The sequence below is a fragment of the Mucilaginibacter sp. OK098 genome, from assembly GCF_900142915.1.
Taxonomy (GTDB): domain Bacteria; phylum Bacteroidota; class Bacteroidia; order Sphingobacteriales; family Sphingobacteriaceae; genus Mucilaginibacter.
On record NZ_FRCM01000012.1, the window covers coordinates 28,060 to 45,737 of the forward strand.

General features: G+C 42.3%; 12 protein-coding genes. 3 read left to right on the forward strand and 9 right to left on the reverse strand.

The window, feature by feature from the left end; all coding sequences use genetic code 11:
- Positions 1-33: 33 nt before the first annotated feature.
- Entirely contained in the window at positions 34-2,880 is a 2,847-nt protein-coding gene (gene uvrA / locus BUE31_RS28835; RefSeq protein WP_073407353.1) for an excinuclease ABC subunit UvrA, read from the reverse strand.
- A 208-nt stretch (positions 2,881-3,088) separates the two neighbouring features.
- Positions 3,089-3,901 (reverse strand): lytic transglycosylase domain-containing protein, encoded by an 813-nt coding sequence (locus tag BUE31_RS28840; RefSeq protein ID WP_073407438.1) that lies wholly within the window; start codon positions 3,899-3,901, stop codon positions 3,089-3,091.
- A 234-nt stretch (positions 3,902-4,135) separates the two neighbouring features.
- On the opposite strand from BUE31_RS28840, the gene BUE31_RS28845 reads away from it, so the two are divergent.
- Positions 4,136-5,653 carry a pseudouridine synthase gene (locus tag BUE31_RS28845; protein WP_073407354.1) on the forward strand — a complete coding sequence of 506 codons (1,518 nt, stop codon included), beginning with the start codon at positions 4,136-4,138 and terminating at the stop codon, positions 5,651-5,653.
- Positions 5,654-5,799: 146 nt separating this feature from the next.
- Entirely contained in the window at positions 5,800-6,939 is a 1,140-nt protein-coding gene (locus BUE31_RS28850) for a lactonase family protein (RefSeq protein WP_073407355.1), read from the forward strand.
- Between the two features lie 229 nt (positions 6,940-7,168).
- Here the strand turns inward: BUE31_RS28850 and BUE31_RS28855 are convergent, their stop codons facing one another.
- The 3 genes from BUE31_RS28855 to BUE31_RS28865 all read right to left on the reverse strand — a co-directional run bounded on the left by BUE31_RS28855 (position 7,169) and on the right by BUE31_RS28865 (position 9,697).
- Positions 7,169-7,657, reverse strand: coding sequence for a hypothetical protein (locus BUE31_RS28855; RefSeq protein ID WP_073407356.1), 489 nt, complete (start codon positions 7,655-7,657; stop codon positions 7,169-7,171).
- 69 nt (positions 7,658-7,726) lie between these two features.
- Positions 7,727-8,869, reverse strand: a complete 1,143-nt coding sequence (bshA, locus tag BUE31_RS28860) for an N-acetyl-alpha-D-glucosaminyl L-malate synthase BshA (RefSeq protein WP_073407357.1) — start codon at positions 8,867-8,869, stop codon at positions 7,727-7,729.
- A gap of 174 nt (positions 8,870-9,043) precedes the next feature.
- Positions 9,044-9,697 (reverse strand): metal-dependent transcriptional regulator, encoded by a 654-nt coding sequence (locus BUE31_RS28865; protein WP_073407358.1) that lies wholly within the window; start codon positions 9,695-9,697, stop codon positions 9,044-9,046.
- A 113-nt stretch (positions 9,698-9,810) separates the two neighbouring features.
- Between BUE31_RS28865 and BUE31_RS28870 the strand changes: the two genes are divergently transcribed.
- Positions 9,811-12,273, forward strand: coding sequence for a TonB-dependent receptor (locus tag BUE31_RS28870; RefSeq protein ID WP_073407359.1), 2,463 nt, complete (start codon positions 9,811-9,813; stop codon positions 12,271-12,273).
- Between the two features lie 133 nt (positions 12,274-12,406).
- Here the strand turns inward: BUE31_RS28870 and BUE31_RS28875 are convergent, their stop codons facing one another.
- The 4 genes from BUE31_RS28875 to BUE31_RS28890 all read right to left on the reverse strand — a co-directional run bounded on the left by BUE31_RS28875 (position 12,407) and on the right by BUE31_RS28890 (position 17,301).
- Positions 12,407-12,787, reverse strand: a complete 381-nt coding sequence (locus tag BUE31_RS28875) for a VOC family protein (protein WP_073407360.1) — start codon at positions 12,785-12,787, stop codon at positions 12,407-12,409.
- Between the two features lie 81 nt (positions 12,788-12,868).
- Complete coding sequence (locus BUE31_RS28880) at positions 12,869-13,675, reverse strand: helix-turn-helix domain-containing protein (RefSeq protein WP_073407361.1); 807 nt, start codon at positions 13,673-13,675, stop codon at positions 12,869-12,871.
- 187 nt (positions 13,676-13,862) lie between these two features.
- Positions 13,863-15,683: a serine hydrolase domain-containing protein gene (locus tag BUE31_RS28885; RefSeq protein WP_073407362.1), complete on the reverse strand. Its 1,821-nt coding sequence runs from the start codon at positions 15,681-15,683 to the stop codon at positions 13,863-13,865.
- Positions 15,670-17,301: an amidohydrolase gene (locus tag BUE31_RS28890; protein WP_073407363.1), complete on the reverse strand. Its 1,632-nt coding sequence runs from the start codon at positions 17,299-17,301 to the stop codon at positions 15,670-15,672. Before BUE31_RS28890 ends, BUE31_RS28885 begins: the two co-directional genes overlap by 14 nt.
- Positions 17,302-17,678: the final 377 nt, after the last annotated feature.

Below are 17,678 nucleotides of genomic sequence, written 5' to 3' on the forward strand. Positions count from 1 at the left end.
ATGAAGTTTGATAATGAGATGGTTTTTTTACCCTTATTTTATCCCCATCTCCTTTTTCAAAAATTGCCCTGTAAAGCTTTCTTTGACTTTGCACAAACCTTCGGGTGTCCCGCTAAACAGGATCTTACCACCACCTGAACCACCTTCGGGGCCAAGGTCAATCACATGATCAACCACTTTTATAACATCAAGGTTGTGTTCAATTACCAATACGGTGTTTCCTTTATCAACCAGTTGCTGTAATACACCCAGCAGTACGTTAATATCTTCAAAGTGCAGGCCGGTTGTTGGCTCATCAAGAATATAAAAAGTATTACCGGTATCTTTTTTGGAGAGCTCAGTAGCCAGTTTAACACGTTGAGCCTCGCCGCCCGATAGTGTTGTTGATGATTGCCCTAATGTGATATATCCCAGACCCACATCAAACAGCGTTTTTACTTTACGGTAAATAGCCGGGATGTGTTCAAAAAATGGCGTAGCATCCTCAATGCTCATATCCAGCACGTCGCTGATCGATTTACCGCGATAGCGTACTTCCAGCGTTTCACGATTGTACCTTCTGCCGCCGCACTCTTCACAAGGCACCTGCACATCGGGTAAAAAGTTCATTTCAATAACCTTTAAGCCTGCTCCCTGGCAAGTTTCGCAACGGCCCCCCTTTACGTTAAATGAAAAACGACCGGGTTTATATCCCCTGATCCTTGATTCGGGTAATTGTACGTAAAGGTTCCGGATATCAGAAAACACCCCTGTATAAGTTGCCGGGTTTGAGCGCGGGGTACGGCCAATAGGAGTTTGATCTATCTCAATAACCTTATCAATATGTTCCAGTCCCTCAATTTTTTCATAAGGAAGCGGGTGTTTCTTAGCTCTAAAGAAATGATGATTTAAAACAGGATACAATGTTTCAGTTATCAGGCTTGATTTACCGCTGCCTGATACACCGGTGACCCCTATCAGTTTACCCAACGGGAAATCAACCGATACCTTTTTTAAATTATGACCTGTAGCTTTCTTGAGGCTCAGCGTTTTTCCATTGCCTTCACGTCTTTTTTCCGGGATAGCGATGCTGCGCTCGCCGTTAATATAACTGGTTGTAAGCGTGTGAACTTTCATTAGCTCGGCAGGAGTGCCTTGCGCAACTATTTCGCCGCCATGTACACCGGCAGCCGGGCCCATATCAATCACGTGGTCGGCATGCAATATCATATCCTTATCGTGCTCAACTACCAATACGGTATTACCCAAGTCACGCAGGTTTTTCAGGGCGTTAATTAAGCGCTCATTATCTCTTTGGTGCAAGCCAATGCTTGGCTCGTCCAAAATATACATCACGTTCATCAGCTGCGAACCTATCTGCGTTGCCAGCCGAATCCGCTGTGCCTCACCGCCTGATAATGTTTTTGCAGTTCTATCAAGCGTTAAATAGTTTAAGCCTACATCAAGCAGGAAAACTATTCTTGCTCTTATTTCCTTTAAAATCTCTTTTGCAATAACATTCTGGCGTTCGGTTAAACGGTCTTCCAAATTGGCAAACCAATCCTGCAGGGTACGGATATCCATGCAGGCCAGCTCAAAAATATTTTTATCATCAACCTTAAAATGCAACGATTCCTTTTTCAACCTGGCGCCGTCACAGGTTGGGCATGTTCTTAAAACCCGGTAGTTTTCCATGTCATCCATCCCTTCTTCACTCCGGCGTTCCTGCTGTTCTTCCAGCATGCGGATAATTCCGTCAAAAGCTACCTGGTAGCTCTGTACGTTCCACTTGTTATACTCAACCGCAACAGTTATCATTTCATTTGATCCGTTCAGGATAATATCCAAATGATCTTTTGAAAGTTTTTCGATGGGGGTTGATAAGGCGAATTCGTATTTTTTGGCAAGCGCTTTTAATACCTGGAAGATCCATGTTTCCCTGTATTCGCCCAAAGGTGCAAGGCCGCCATTCAGGATGCTTAGTTTTGGATTGGGGATAACCGATGCTTCATCAACCTCAAAAATATAACCTAGTCCATTACATTTTTCACAGGCGCCATAAGGCGAGTTAAAAGAAAAGGTATTGGGTTGAGGCTCATCATAAGAGATGCCCGAAATCGGGTCCATTAAATACTTGCTGTAATAAGCCACATTATTGTCTTTATCACCTATCCGGATAATGCCCTTTGCAATTTTTAAAGCTGCCTGTATGGAGGTATATAAGCGCTTGCTGTCATTTTCACTAACAACAAGACGGTCAACCACAATATCGATATCATGGATCTTGTAACGATCCAACTGCATTTTCGGTTCAACATCGGCCATAGCGCCATCAATCCAAACTTTTAGGTAACCCTGTTTACGGATCTGTTCAAAAAGCTCGCGGTAATGGCCTTTCCTGGCTTTTACAACCGGGGCAAGAATATTTACAGGTTCGCCGTTAAATTTTTCTGAAATAGTTTTCAGGATCTGATCTTCAGACATGCGCTCCATCTTTTCGCCGCTAACATAGGAGTAAGCCTCACCTGTACGCGCAAAAAGCAAACGCATAAAATCGTAGATCTCGGTTATAGTACCTACAGTTGAGCGCGGGTTTTTGCTGGTTGTTTTTTGTTCGATAGCAATAACCGGGCTAAGGCCTGATACTTTATCAACATCAGGCCGTTCCATGCCACCCATAAACTGGCGTGAGTAGGCCGAAAATGTTTCCATATAACGGCGCTGCCCCTCGGCATAAATGGTATCAAATGCCAGCGATGATTTTCCGCTGCCGCTTAAACCGGTTATTACCACCAGCTGGTTGCGCGGAAAAGAAACATCAATATTTTTTAAATTATGTACCCGGGCCCCGTATACTTCAACTTCGTTTTGTTCGCCCAGGTCGATGGATGTTTTGTTCATGTTTTAATTAGTTGATTGGGTTGATTGGGTTAGATTAAGTTGATTAGGTTAAGATTTTCCCTCAACTTAATCAACCACTCACTTAATCAACTCAATTAACTTACAATGCTACAAATATACGCAAAAAAAGGCCGACCATCCATCAGGAAGGCCGGCCTCAAAGTGCTCCGTAATATAATTTTACTTTGTGCGGATTAAAATCCGTGTATTAGTTAATAGCCAGCAGCTCAAGTATTCCGCTGCCATTATTTCCTACTTTATAATAATCATAGCCATACTTTTTTGGCTGCGTAATAATTGCTTTCATAGCAATCAGGTTATAAACATAAGCGCCGGTTTCGCGGTTTAAATGCATGCGGAAATAATTATCCTCATTTTGCTTATTAATAACCTTTTCTAATTTAATAGATCCGTTGTTATAGGCAGCGGCAGCCAATGTCCAGCTATTAAACTCTGTGTACAATTCTTTGATGTACTTACAGGCAGCGGTTGTTGATCTGCGAACATTTAAACGTTCATCAACCCCATGTCCTACTTTAAGGCCATAAGTGCGTGCTGTGCCCGGCATAAATTGCCACAAGCCTCTTGCACCTTTTGCAGAAGTACCTTCACATAAACCCGATTCCACTAAAGGGATGTATTTAAAATCGTCAGGAATTCCATACGCTTTTAAAATGGGCTCAATAATGGGGAATAATTTTTCCGCCTTATTTTGCAGAACATTTGATTGAACGCATTTAAAACTATGCTTTCTAAGCGAATACTTCAATTTGCGGGTTACACTGGCATCTCTGAGTGGTATAGCTTCATTAGCGAAGGTATAATCATTTACAGCCTCTGCGGTTTTGTAAATGAATGATGAGATGCGGGGGCTTAATTTTTCCGTTTTATTAACGGGTAAAGGTGCCTTGGCGTTGCTGATATTTGCAGTTGGCACAGCCTTTGTACCACAAATATTGAACACCGAAATGATAACCAGCAACACTATTACGGAGCACGTAATTAGGTGTCTCTTTGTCATTTCTTTTTTATCCATAAATTATACATTTGGTAGAATGTGCTGCAAAGATAAGTTATACAAGTCAGATTATCAAATACTTAGCTTTTTAGCGCATTTTTAAAACCTGGTTTTCGGTTCAAAAACTGGCTTTAAAACGTTTAAACGGCGATTTTGTTTACAATAAAAAAATTATAGAAATCCCTCAAAAAACCTTAACTTTGACCCTCACGCTGCGAAAGCGCAAAAGAAAAAATTATGGCATTTAACAGACCAGGGAACAGTCGCGACGACAAATCCGGCAGATCATCAAACAGGGCTCCAAAGGCCGGTGACAGGCCCAAAAGATCAACCTCATCAAGAGGAAATTCTACACCAGGTTCTGATCAAACCAAAAGTTCCCGTCCATCAAAAAAATATAACAGTGAAGGCTCCGGCGAAAAACGATCTTTTTCGTCACCCGGAAAAAGTAGTTATGACAAACCGGCAAGCAGCTTTAGCGGCGGCCCGGGCGAAAAGAAAGCATTTACCGGAAAAAGCAGGCCATACAGCGGCAGGCCATCAGATGGTGAGTCATCAGGCGAGAAAAGAGCGTTCGCGCCAAAGAGCAGGCCATATACCGGCAGAATTGCTGACAATGATCCAAGGCCAGGAAAAAGCTTTGGCGGCGAAAGAACAGGCGATAAAAAACCTTTTACATCGCGCAGCAAATCATCAACAGGTTCATTTAACGCTGATGATAAACCAAAAAGAAGCTTCGGCAGTGAAAGAACAGGTGATAAAAAGCCTTTTACATCGCGCAGCAAATCATCAACAGGTTCATTTAATGCTGATGACAAACCAAAAAGAAGCTTTGGCGGTGAAAGAACAGGCGATAAAAAATTCGGCGACAGACCATCAACAGGTGCTGGTTTTAAAAGACCAAGCAGCGATAAACCGTTTGACGCTGATAAACCACATCGTTCAAAACCACGTTACGATAAAATAACTAAGGACCAGGATGCGCCCGCAAAAACTTTGCGTGGCCGTAAAAAAGGCCCGGAAACAAAAGATACCGGCCTGATCAGGCTTAACCGTTATATTTCAAATGCAGGCATCTGCTCACGCCGTAAGGCTGATGAATTGATTGCTGCAGGTGTTGTATCAGTTAACGGCACAGTGATAAATGAATTAGGGCACAAGGTTGACCCGCAGAAAGATGAGATCCGCTATAACGGCGAATTGCTGAAACGCGAGAAAATGGTTTATGTGCTGCTTAATAAACCTAAAGACTATATAACAACTACCGAAGACCCACAGGAGCGCCGTACCGTAATGCACCTGGTTGAAAAAGCCAGTAAAGAACGCATTTACCCGGTTGGCCGCCTTGACAGGAATACCACAGGCTTGCTTTTAATGACCAATGACGGCGATCTTGCTGACAAACTTTCACACCCGCGCAACAGCATTGTTAAATTATACCAGGTTGAGCTGAATAAGAGCTTAACCCAGGGCGATATGAACAAAATTGGTTTCGGACTTGAGCTGGAAGACGGTTTAATAAAACCTGATTCAATCTCATACGTTGCCGGTGGTTCAAAAAGAGAGATAGGCATCCAGATCCACAGTGGAAAAAACCGGATTGTACGCCGCATGTTTGAACATTTAGGCTACGAAGTTGTAAAGCTTGACAGGGCAGTATATGCCAACCTTACCAAAAAAGACCTTCCACGCGGCCGCTGGAGATTTTTAGAGGAGAAAGAAGTAATACAGTTGAAGCACTTGATTCAAGGCTAAAAGCAGAAAGCTAAAAGGCCAAAGCTATAAAACACAAAAAGTTAAAGCTGAAAGTTGTTGCCGGTTAAGGCGAAGCTTTCAGCTTTTTGCTTTACGCTTTCACCTCCAATCACTATCTTGCAGGCTGTAACCAAATTTATCCTGCAATGAAAAAATTCCTGATACTGATTATGCTGCTGTTTCCGGCGCTTATATATGCACAAAAGAAGAAACCGGCAGGCCCTTCAACTTTCGACTTACTTATAGGCACTTATACAAAGGGTAAAAGCAAAGGTATTTATGTTTACCGCTTTTATGCAGAAACAGGCCGTTTAGCTTATTTAAATGAAATTGATGGCGTAAGTAATCCATCATACCTTACCGTTGCCAGCAATAACAAGTTTGTTTACGCGGTAAATGAAAATGGTAAGCTGGGCGAGGTTAGCGCATTTAAGTTTGATGCCAAACAAGGTAAGCTGGAGTTTATTAATAAACAATCGTCATTAGGTGCCGATCCTTGTTATATCTCGGTTGATAAAGACCAGAAAAACGCTTTTATAGCAAACTATAGCAGCGGATCCATAGCTGTGCTGCCGATAAACAAAGATGGATCATTGGCAAACGGTATTCAAAGTATGCATGATGATGGTCATGGTATAAATAAAGAAAGACAGGAAGCGGCACACGTACATACTGCTGTACTCTCCCCGGATGAAAAATATGTACTTTATACCGACCTTGGTACTGATAAGCTGCATGTAACCCGTTATAAGGCAAGTAAGGAAAACCCATTAACAGATGCTAAGCCTCCTTTTGTAAACATAACTCCGGGAGATGGCCCACGCCATTTAGTGTTTTCGAACGATAAAAAACATGTTTACCTGATAACCGAAATGGGATCAAACGTACATGTTTTTGATTATGACAATGGTAAGTTAAAAGAAAAACAAAAGATCTCGTTTTTACCGGCGGGCTTTAAGGGCCAAACCGCAGGAGCTGCCATACATTTTACACCAGATGGGAAATTTCTTTATGCGTCAAACCGTTTAGAAACCAATAATATTACCGGCTTTGCAGTAAATGAAGAAACCGGCGAGCTTACCCAGGTGGATCAAATTTCGAGCTTTGGTAAAAATCCGCGCGATTTTGCAATTGACCCAAACGGCAATTTCTTAATTGTAGCCAACCAAGACAGCGACAGCATTTTTATATATAAAATAAATAAAGCCACCGGTAAATTATTCCGGATCCAGGGTAGCCTTGATATAGGAAATCCGGTTTGCCTGAAGTTTACAGCCGCGGAGTAAGGGAGCTGAAATTTTTAGCTGAAAGCGAAAAAGCACAAAGACTAAAGCTTCTTAAGGGAGCTAAAAGCAAAAAGCATAAAGTCCAAAGCTGGTTAGGTTTTAGACTTTATGCTTTTTATTGCAATGTAAAATAAGCTTTATGCTTTCGGCTTTATGCTTTCTCCTTTATGCTTTTTCTATTGCAATGTAAAATAAGCTTTTTGCTTTCGGCTTTTCGCTTTCAGCTCTTTTACTGCGTTTTTGTAAACGAGTAAATAATATAAGCGGTTTTATCGCCCACAGCTATTGGCGATTTCAAGGTCATGCTGTTACCGTCATTAGCGGCTACAACCAGTTGGTACCCTTCTGTTACTTTTTGTGCCTTATCACCCTGGTAAAGTTTTTTAAACTGGAACAACTGATTGCTGCCCGAATTGTTATTTACTGACCAGAATATAGTTTGCGATGTACCGTTTTGTAAAGTGTAGATCCCGTTGCCACTGTTAGTCAGCTTCCAGGTACTGCCCACAAAGCCCTGTGGTGGGGCCTGGTCAAATACATTTTGAACGGCTTGCTGCACAATACCATCATAGCTAACGTTATTTAATGTCCACGTACCGGTGAATTTGCCGCGTGAAACATTACTTGCACCTGTTATTGCATTTTTAGAAGGAGAGCAGGCCGATAATATCAGTGTAACGGCTAAAACTGCAAAAGAAAATTGAACTAATTTTTTCATTGTATATTTATTTCACTTGACTAAGCATAAATCCTGCCAAAGTATCAGTTTTTGCTTTCAAAATTTTCATTATACCGCTTTTTCCTTTACGCGGTCAAGCACCTCTATATAGTAATTTTCATATATCGGCAAAATAGCAGCCAGGTCAAATACTTTTGCACGGGTAAGGGCATTTTCTTTAAAAGTTTTCAGGCGTTCTTCATCTTCCAGTATATAGATCGCTTTTTCGGCCATGCCGTCAACATCGCCTACATCTTTTAAAAAGCCTGTTTCGCCATCAATGTTCAGTTCGGGCAAGCCACCTGCATTTGAACTGATAACAGGCACCTTACATGCCATAGCTTCTAATGCTGCTAAGCCAAAACTTTCTGATTCAGAGGGCATCAAAAACAGATCGGATACTGACAGGATCTCTTCAATGGCGTCCTGCTTGCCTAAAAAGCGTACTTCATCGCATACATTAAGGTCGCGGGCCAGTTGTTCGCAATAGGAACGTTCACCCCCATCGCCAACCATCAGCAATTTTGCAGGGATCTTTTTAACGATCTCAGCAAAGATTTTTATTACATCAGGCGTGCGTTTTACTTTGCGGAAGTTTGAGGTATGCACAATTATCTTTTCGCCCGATGGAGCTATTGCCTTTTTAAAGTGATCCTTAGCCTTAAGATTAAAGCGTTTAAGATCAATAAAGTTGGGGATCACCCTAATATCGTTCTCGATCTCAAAAAAGTTAAATGTATCATTCCTCAAGTGTTCGGAAACAGCGGTAACTCCGTCTGATTTATTGATAGAGAATGTAACTACCGGTTTAAAAGTACGGTCTTTCCCTACCAGTGTAATATCTGTACCATGCAGGGTAGTAACTACGGGGATATAAATGCCGTAGGTCATCAGGATCTGCTTGGCCATAAATGCCGCAGAAGCATGGGGAATGGCGTAGTGCACGTGCAGGATATCCAGTTTTTCAAACCTTACCACATCAACCAGGCGGCTTGCAAGGGCCAGCTCATAGGGCGGGAAATCAAAAAGCGGGTAATTGGATACGGAAACTTCGTGATAAAAAAGATTTTCGGAGAACAGGTCCAGCCTTGCGGGCTGGTTATAGGTTACAAAATGAACCTGGTGACCACGGTCGGCAAGGGCTTTGCCCAGCTCAGTGGCTACAACCCCGCTCCCACCAAAGGTTGGGTAACAAACTATTCCAATTTTCATTGATGTTTTTTAAGTGATAATGAACCAGCGTTAAGCTAATTTACGTTTTTTGCCCAAGCTAATTCATTAGTACAAGTTTAACAGCAATTTATTGGAATAGTGTTATGCGGATGTAAAATGATTTGGATTGATTTCGGATGCCGAATGTTCGATCTCGGATTTTTTTATTGGAGCTTAACTGATCAAAATATTATCCCCAAATTTTTGCGATACGGTAGTTTTTTCCTGTTCGTTAATACGGATGACCAGTGAATTGTCAAAGCTAATCTTTTCCAATACCTGTATTTGTGTACCGATACCAATGCCCAACTTTACAAGGTATTGCAGGAAGGAAGCGCTTGTATCCCTAACGGCAGCTACCCTGCATAAAGCACCTGTTTTGGCATCGGCCAGGCTCACAGTGTATGTTTTAGGGAGTTTACCATTAGCTTTGGGGATAGGGTCGCCATGCGGGTCATATTCAGGAAAACCAAGAAATTGGTCTAACCTGTCGGCTAGCGTTGCGTCGCTTATATGCTCCAGTTCTTCGGCAATGTCATGGATCTCATCCCAATGGTAACCCAATTTTTCAAGTAAAAAAACTTCCCAGAGCCGGTGTTTTCGCACAATAAGTATAGAATCTTTTAATCCCTGGGGTGTTAGCCTGACACCCTTTTTCTTATCATACTCAATTAGCTGCTTATCGCTCAGTTTACGGATCATATCAACTACAGAGGCAGCATTATTACCCAGTACTTCCGCAATGGCTGTCAGGCTGATCTTTTCACCGGTTTTTTGTGACAGGCGCAGGATCGCTTTCAGATAGTTTTCTTCAGAAAAGGTATTCATTCGGATTAATTTGACTCATCACAAAAGTAATTAAATAAATTTAAATAAATAAAATTAGGTATACCTAATTTTATTTATTTGTTTTGTGTAATTATTAATATATGTGTTACAAAATGAAAAAACTATATCTATACTTTATATTATTCCTGCCCGCAATTGTTTCTGCACAAAATGGTTCATTAAAGGGCGTAATAACTTCGGGCAGCGAGCCGCTTCCCTTTGCTACTGTGGTGTTAACCGGCACATCAATAGGTACCACTGCTAATGAAAAGGGTTACTTTGAACTTAAAAACGTAACACCGGGCACTTGTGAAGTTATGTATTCAGCAGTAGGATATACTGCCGAAAAATTTAAAATACTGATCCATGCCGGGCTGGTTACCCTATTGAATGCTAACCTGAAAGGGAATAGCTCAAAACTGAGCGAGGTGGTTATAACCGGTGTGTCAAGGGCTACAGAATTACGCCGTAACCCGGTACCAATAGCGGTAATGACCAAAAAAGAAATGAATGAGAACGTAAATAACAACATCATTGATGCAATTGTAAAAGGTGTGCCCGGTGTAAACGCAGTAACCACGGGGCCAAATATCTCCAAGCCTTTTATCCGTGGCCTGGGTTATAACCGGGTGCTCACCTTGTATGACGGGATCAGACAGGAAGGGCAGCAATGGGGCGATGAACACGGTATAGAAATTGACCAGTATGCCATTAACAGGGCCGAAGTAATTAAAGGGCCAGCCAGTTTAACCTATGGATCGGATGCGCTTGCCGGAGTTATTAACCTTATCCCTGCTATCCCGAATGGCAAAGATGGCGTTTTGAAGGGCGACTGGGTTTTCGACCGTCACTCCAATAACGGTATGATCGGTGCCTCAGTTGGCTTATCCTATAAAAACAACGACTGGAACTATGCTTTCAGGGCTACAAGTAAAATGGCTTATGATTATTCCAATAAGATTGACGGTCCCGTTTACAATACAGGTTTCAGGGAATATAACCTCTCGGCTATAGCCAGGACAGATAAAAAGTGGGGTTACGCCCAGGTAGGCGCCACACTTTATGACAATCAACAGGAAATACCCGATGGCAGCCGCGATTCGCTAACCCGGCAGTTTACCAAACAGGTAAATGAAATTGCTAATGATGATATCAAAAACCGCCCCATAGTTAGTAATAATGAATTTAAAAGCTACGCCATATCGCCCCTGCACCAGCACATTCAGCATTATCGCATTTACAGCCATAACGAAATTAAATTGGGAGAAAGCAGCCTGAATGCCTCACTCGGGTTACAGCAAAGCATCCGCAGGGAATACGATCATCCAACCTTACCTGAGCAAGCCGGATTATACGTAGTATTGAATACGCTGAATTATGACCTGAGGTATAACCTGCCGGCCATCACCGGGATAGAAAGCACCATTGGAATAAACGGGATGTACCAGGCCAATCGCAGCAAGGCAGCAACTGATTTTCCAATACCGGATTACAATTTATTTGATGCGGGCGCTTTTCTTTTTGCAAGGAAAACTATAGGTAAGGTGGATATATCCGGTGGGGTCCGTTATGATAACCGGCACATCCACTGGAGCAATTTCTACGTGGGCCCCAATCCACAAAATGGGTTTGAGCAGCAGGTTAGGCTGCCGGACACTTCGGGTGCGCATTTACAGTTCCCGGCGTTTAAACATGTTTACCAGGGATTTTCAGGTAGCCTGGGTTTAACTTATAACATAAGCGACCGCTTATTGTTAAAAGCCAACGTAGCACGCGGTTACCGTGCGCCCAATATTACGGAGATTGGCTCGAACGGGCTTGACCCAGGCGCCCATATAGTTTACCTCGGCAACCGGAGCTTTAATCCTGAGTTTAGTTTACAGGAAGACATTGGGTTTATCGCTTATTTAAAGGATGTTGACCTGGTAGCGGAGCTTTTTAATAACCATATTGATAATTACATTTACCAGGCTAAATTAACCGATGCCAACGGTACGCCGGTAGTGATTGTGCCGGGCAACAGCACATATGAGTACCAGCAATCCAAAGCCCGCCTCTACGGCGCTGAACTGACTATTAACCTGCATCCGCATACCATAAAATGGCTGGCCCTGAATAACAGCCTGGCTTATGTTGCAGGTATCAATGAAAATCAGCAATTGGTTGATGTATCAAACGGTGCGGGCAAATATTTGCCTTTTATTCCTCCGCTACATACCCGGTCAGAGATAAAGGCAACACTCCAGCGGTCATTAGGCCCGTTTTCAAAAATCTATTTCAAAGCAGAAATGGATGCTTACGCAGCTCAAAATCATTTTTATGCCCTCGATCATACAGAAACTGCCACCCCCGGCTATACGCTGTTTAACGCTGGCACAGGCGCCACCATCAAAAACAGGGCAGATAAAACACTTTTTGAACTGTTTTTACAGGCCGATAACCTGTTTAACATCGTTTATCAATCCAACTTAAACCGGTTAAAATACTTTGAATATTATTCAGCTTCGCCAAATGGACATTTAGGCATTTATAATATAGGCAGGAACATTAGTTTTAAAGTAATTGTGCCGTTTTAATTACAAAGTACGTTAAATGCTGCCCCGCCTTTTAAGTGCCCACGCTTAATTATGCTCCATGAGTTAATTTAAGCGGGGGCACCTGAACTGGCGAAAGGGTTAATAAATTCCGATTTGGGCAATTGTACAGGAATCAGGCTACGCTTGTTATCCACCATGTATTGCCAAAGGCGTCTTTAACACCACCGCTGCGGCCATAGCTTTGGTCTGCGGGTTCCATTACAGTGGTTGCGCCATTATCCAGAGCTTTTTGAAAAACGGTATCGCAGTCGTCTACATAAATAAATAAACCTGCGTTTTGTTGTTTAAACTGGTCGGTAGCGTCTGCCAACATTATTACGCTTTCACTAACCCTTATTTCGGCATGCATAATGGTATGCTCGTCGCGCATGGTTTTTAATTTTTCTGTGGCGTCAAACACCTTTTGGGTAAAGCTGATAAATGCGGCTGCATTTTCAACTATCAGGTAAGGCATTATTTGTTGATAGCCTTCGGGGATATTTACTGTTTTCATAAATGATTTGATTTATTTCGGATTTAATTTTAGTCAAATTTATCAAACCCAATATCAAATAAATTGTAAAAACCAGACGTTTTAAACATATAAGTATTCTGTCCCTTCGGCTTTGCCTGAGAAATAAAAGCCGGGATGATAGCCTGTAAAGGCCTTAACATCATGTATAAAGTGTGATTGATCATAATAACCGCATTCATAGGCTATACGGCTTAATGATTTATTGTTCCCCTGTTGTTTCAGCGCATTGCCTAAACGTACCAACCGCATATACATTTTGGGACTAAAGCCCGCATACTCCTTAAATTTCCTGTCGAACTGCCGGGTGGAGAGGTTAAACCGGTATGCCAGCTGCTCAACCGAGCTTATTTCGCCGGAGTGAATTACGTGTTTTATTGAGGCTGCGATGGTATCATCTTTTAAACGGGCATGTTGCAAACGCTTCTCCAGGAATGTTGCCAGTATTTCGGCCCTTTTGTTATTATTACCGGCCGTCATTATTTTTTCTTCGAGTTCTTTGCCTGCCAACCCTAAAAATGTATCCAGGTCGAGCATTTCATTACTGGTTTTTTCGGATGGAGTATTAAAAAGATAAGGAACAGCAAAAGGATAAATATATGCGCCAAAAATGCCAAAGCTTTGCCTGGTTTCAAACCGCCTGTATTTACTCGATTGAAAGTGAATGCCCGACTGCCAGTTGTGTGCAGGCTCATTAGTAATCAACTCATCAAACGCAGCCTGGTAATGAAACACCATCTCTACACAACCGTCCGCAATTGAACGGTAGATGTATGAATCTTCATCCGCACCAAAATTATGCTCCAGCACCCAAAAGCACCTTACATAAGGCTTTAGGGTTAATGGGGGCGGGATGGTGCTATATTTCATTTCGGATGTTCGATTTCGGATTTGGAAATTGGTTTATCTATTCAAATTTACTAATCTTATTTGAACCATGATTAAAGGATTTTAGGATTACCTGATTCATGTTGCTGAAGAGAATCAAGAAATCTTTTAATCAAGCAAATCATGGTTCAAAAATAAAATCCGAAATCGAACATCCGAAATCCCCCCTCTACATTCCTTTCTGAATGGCCTGGTAAACCACGTCCTGGATCCTTGGCCGGATATTCAGGCTGGATAGCTTGCTGCTCACATCCGGGTGTACGCGGTTTGATAAAAATATATAAACCAGGTTATATTTAGGGTCAACCCAAACGCAAGTGCCGGTAAAGCCGGTATGCCCGTAGGTCTCGGTTGATGCCAATTGTGATGGGTAATGCCTGTCGGCTATTGGGTCCCATCTGTCAAAGCCTAAACCACGGCGGCTTACAGCTGATTGTTTGGCTGTGAACTGATCTACCGTTCCGGGTTTTATGTATTCAACACCGCCATAGGTACCCCGGTTCAGCATCATCTGGTATAAAATAGCCAAGTCATTTGCACTGGCAAACAAGCCTGCATGACCGGCGACACCACCCATTAAAGCAGCGGTTGGATCATGCACATAACCATCAAGCAATGCATGCCTGTCCTTTTTATCGTCCTCGGTTGGAGGAATCTGATCAGGTGTAAAACGGTAAAGGGGTAAAAAACCTGCAGTTTGCATCCCTAGTGGTTCATAAAATTGTTCCTGAACAAAAACATTTAGCGGTGTTGAGGTGAGTGTTTCCTCAATCTGCTGCATAAAACACATGCTGAGGTCGCTGTAAACGTACTGTCCTCTTGTTCTAAGCGGAGAGTTCAGCATTTCAGGCCACATCACCTCTTTAAAATAGTCTTTTCGCAAAAAATAATTGTCATTAACCCTGGTTGGAAAAAGAGTAGATGAATCTGTAGTATGGTCTGTTGGTTTTATATTATCAAAGGTTGGAATATCAGGGATCAGGCCGGCCTGGTGTTCCAAAATCTCACGCACTTTAATGTCGTTTTTATTGGTTTTACGTGCCTGCGGCAGATAATTGCCAACAGTAGAGTCAACATTTAGTTTACCCTGGTCGGTTAACATCATGGCTTCCATGGTTGTTGCCGAGATCTTGGTCATTGATGCCACATCAAAAATATCGGTCAGCTTATCGGGCAGGGTTTTGCTATAAGTATGGTAGCCATATGCCTTATTAAATATCACTTTGCCATCTTTTGCAACTAAAACCACGCAACCCGGGGTAGCCTGGTTAAGCATGGCTTCGCTTGCTATATTATCAATGCCAATAAGATTTGACGAACTGATCCCGGCATCTTCCGGCACAGTATATTGTAAACGGATTTTTGAGGTGATAAAACCCATCCCCTTTTTGTATAACGGAGATAGATCCTTACTTAACTTCTGCGTAACCGCAACACCTCCAAATATAGCCTGGGCGCTATAAAATGCGGTAACAGGCGAGATCCGCTCACACCACACAACCGGTACACCGGCGTTGGTTAATTTTGCCAGGGCATTACTGCTGCCAAACAAGGCTACAATTACATTTTTAACTTTTTTATTGGTATTGATAAAGTCTGTAACCTGCGGATTGTTCAGATCGGCATCATTTAGCTGAACGATGATGGTATTGTAAAATTTCAGGTCAGACGACAGGTCATCAAGGCTTTTTAAGCCTGAATAATCACTGCCCTTATATATGGCAACCTTAGCGTATTTATTTAACAGGCTATCAAAACCCGCTGCATACAAATTTGTAAAATGGATGCTGGCAATTTTTTGCTCCTCCAGGTTTTGCAGCGGGATTAAATACGATGCGTTGTTTAATAATACGGTGGCTTTTTCGGCCAGCTTTTCTTCGTTTACATATGCCAGGCCTGTGAATGGCGGATTTTGTGCGCAGGCAGAATTAAATAATATGAATCCGGTTAAAATTATTAATGGGTATAAACGCCATTTATTTTTTCTCATATACCTGCTCTCCGTTTATAAATGTTTTTAAAACTTTAACACTAGGTAAGGCCGAACCCTTTGCCTTCATAATATCATTGTCCAATATTACAAAGTCGGCATATTTGCCGGGCTCAATACTTCCCTTTTCTTTTTCTTCGAAATTTGCTTTGGCTGCCCAAATGGTTATACCCTGTAACGCTTCTTTGCGGCTAATCGCATTTTCCATTTGGAAACCGCCTTCGGGGTATCCTTTCAGGTCCTTGCGTTCAACTGCTGCATAAAAGGTATACATAGGGTTAATGTTTTCAACCGGGAAATCAGTGCCTAAAGGCATCCACCCATTTTGTTCAAGCAATTGCTTATAGGCATATGCTGTTTTTAAACGTTTTTTGCCCAAGCGTGTACCGGCCCAATACATATCAGATGTAGCATGGGTTGGCTGTACTGAGGGAATAATATTGTAATCGCCAAAATACTTAACATCCTCCGGCGATATGATCTGCGAGTGTTCAACGCGCCAGCGCTTATCGTTTTTACCTTTTAACACACTTGCGTACACCTTTAATATCACCCGATTTGCCGAATCGCCAATGGCATGGGTACACATCTGGAAGCCATGATCTGCTATCTTTTTTGCTACCTCTTCAAAATGCTTTTGCTGGCTCAGTAAAAATCCGCTCCAGTTTTTTTGGTCGGCATAGGGCTGCAACAGGCAGGCCCCTCTTGAGCCAAGCGCACCATCAGCATAAACCTTAAACGCTCGTACATCCAGCGATGGCGTTTTATAAGCGCCGCGTTTAAATAAATATTCGTAGTTCTCCGGGGCATCTGAAAGCATCACATACATCCGCATTTTTAATGCGCCTTTGTGCTGTAATTGCGCTATGGTATTTACCATGGCGTATGGCAGTCCGCAATCATCAATAGTGGTTAAGCCTACTGCAAAGCAGTTTTTTTGCGCTCCCAAAAATGCCGATTGAGTGATCTGTTCAGTAGGCGGTGGTATTTTACGGGTGATTATGCCTTCTGCATTATCGATCATCAAACCGGTAAGCTTGCCATTTATAGTTTCAATTTTACCACCTATAATGGTTTGGCCTGGTTTAACTCCTGCTATATTTAAGGCTGCCTGGTTAACCATTATGGCATGCCCGTCAATCCGGGTTAACATTACCGGCCTTGCCGGGAACATGGAATCAAGTTTTGCCTTATCAGGAAACTGTTTTACTGTCCATTTATTTTGATCCCATCCATGGCCAACTATCCAGCCTTCAGGATTTTTTCGTGCGAATGATCCTACAGAATCAATAACCTCCTGCCAGCTTTTGGTATTGTCCAAATCAGCTTCCTGCAAACTCAGTCCGTATTCATAAAAATGAGCATGAGCGTCTATAAAACCAGGATACACCGCTTTACCACCCGCATCAATAACCTGGCGGGCCAAATATTTTTCTTCCAAAGTATCCGCATTGCCAACCGCTACTATCTTTCCGGCAGTTACTACAAAAGCTTCAGCTGTACTGAATTTGCTGTCGACAGTATATACTAATGCATTCTTAACCAACAGATCAGCGTTATAATCTTTTTGTTTACAAGCAAGTGTCAGCAGTAAAAGAACGGGCCATAATTTCTTCATAGGGACGGATTAAATAATAAAACATGTAAACTACAAAACTATATACAAATTCAAATACATAAAGTTATGCGGTGAAATAATTAATTTGGTATTTAGGGTTGAAAAATGCGTTGTTACCTGCTCGAGGCGTCTTTGCTAAAGAAGCAGGAACTGGTAATTCCTTACCTCTTTACGCGCAGCGAAGAGAGGTCGACGAGCGAAGCAATGTCGGGTGAGTCAACTCTGCGACATGCAGTAGCGTATATGCAATTGTGTGAATATCGTTCGCAGAATTTACTCACCCGGTCAACGCTTCGTGGACCTTCCCTCTCTTCCGCAAACGGTAAAGAGAGAAGGAAATGATTAAATTATTGACATTGATCATATGGCATAGATCC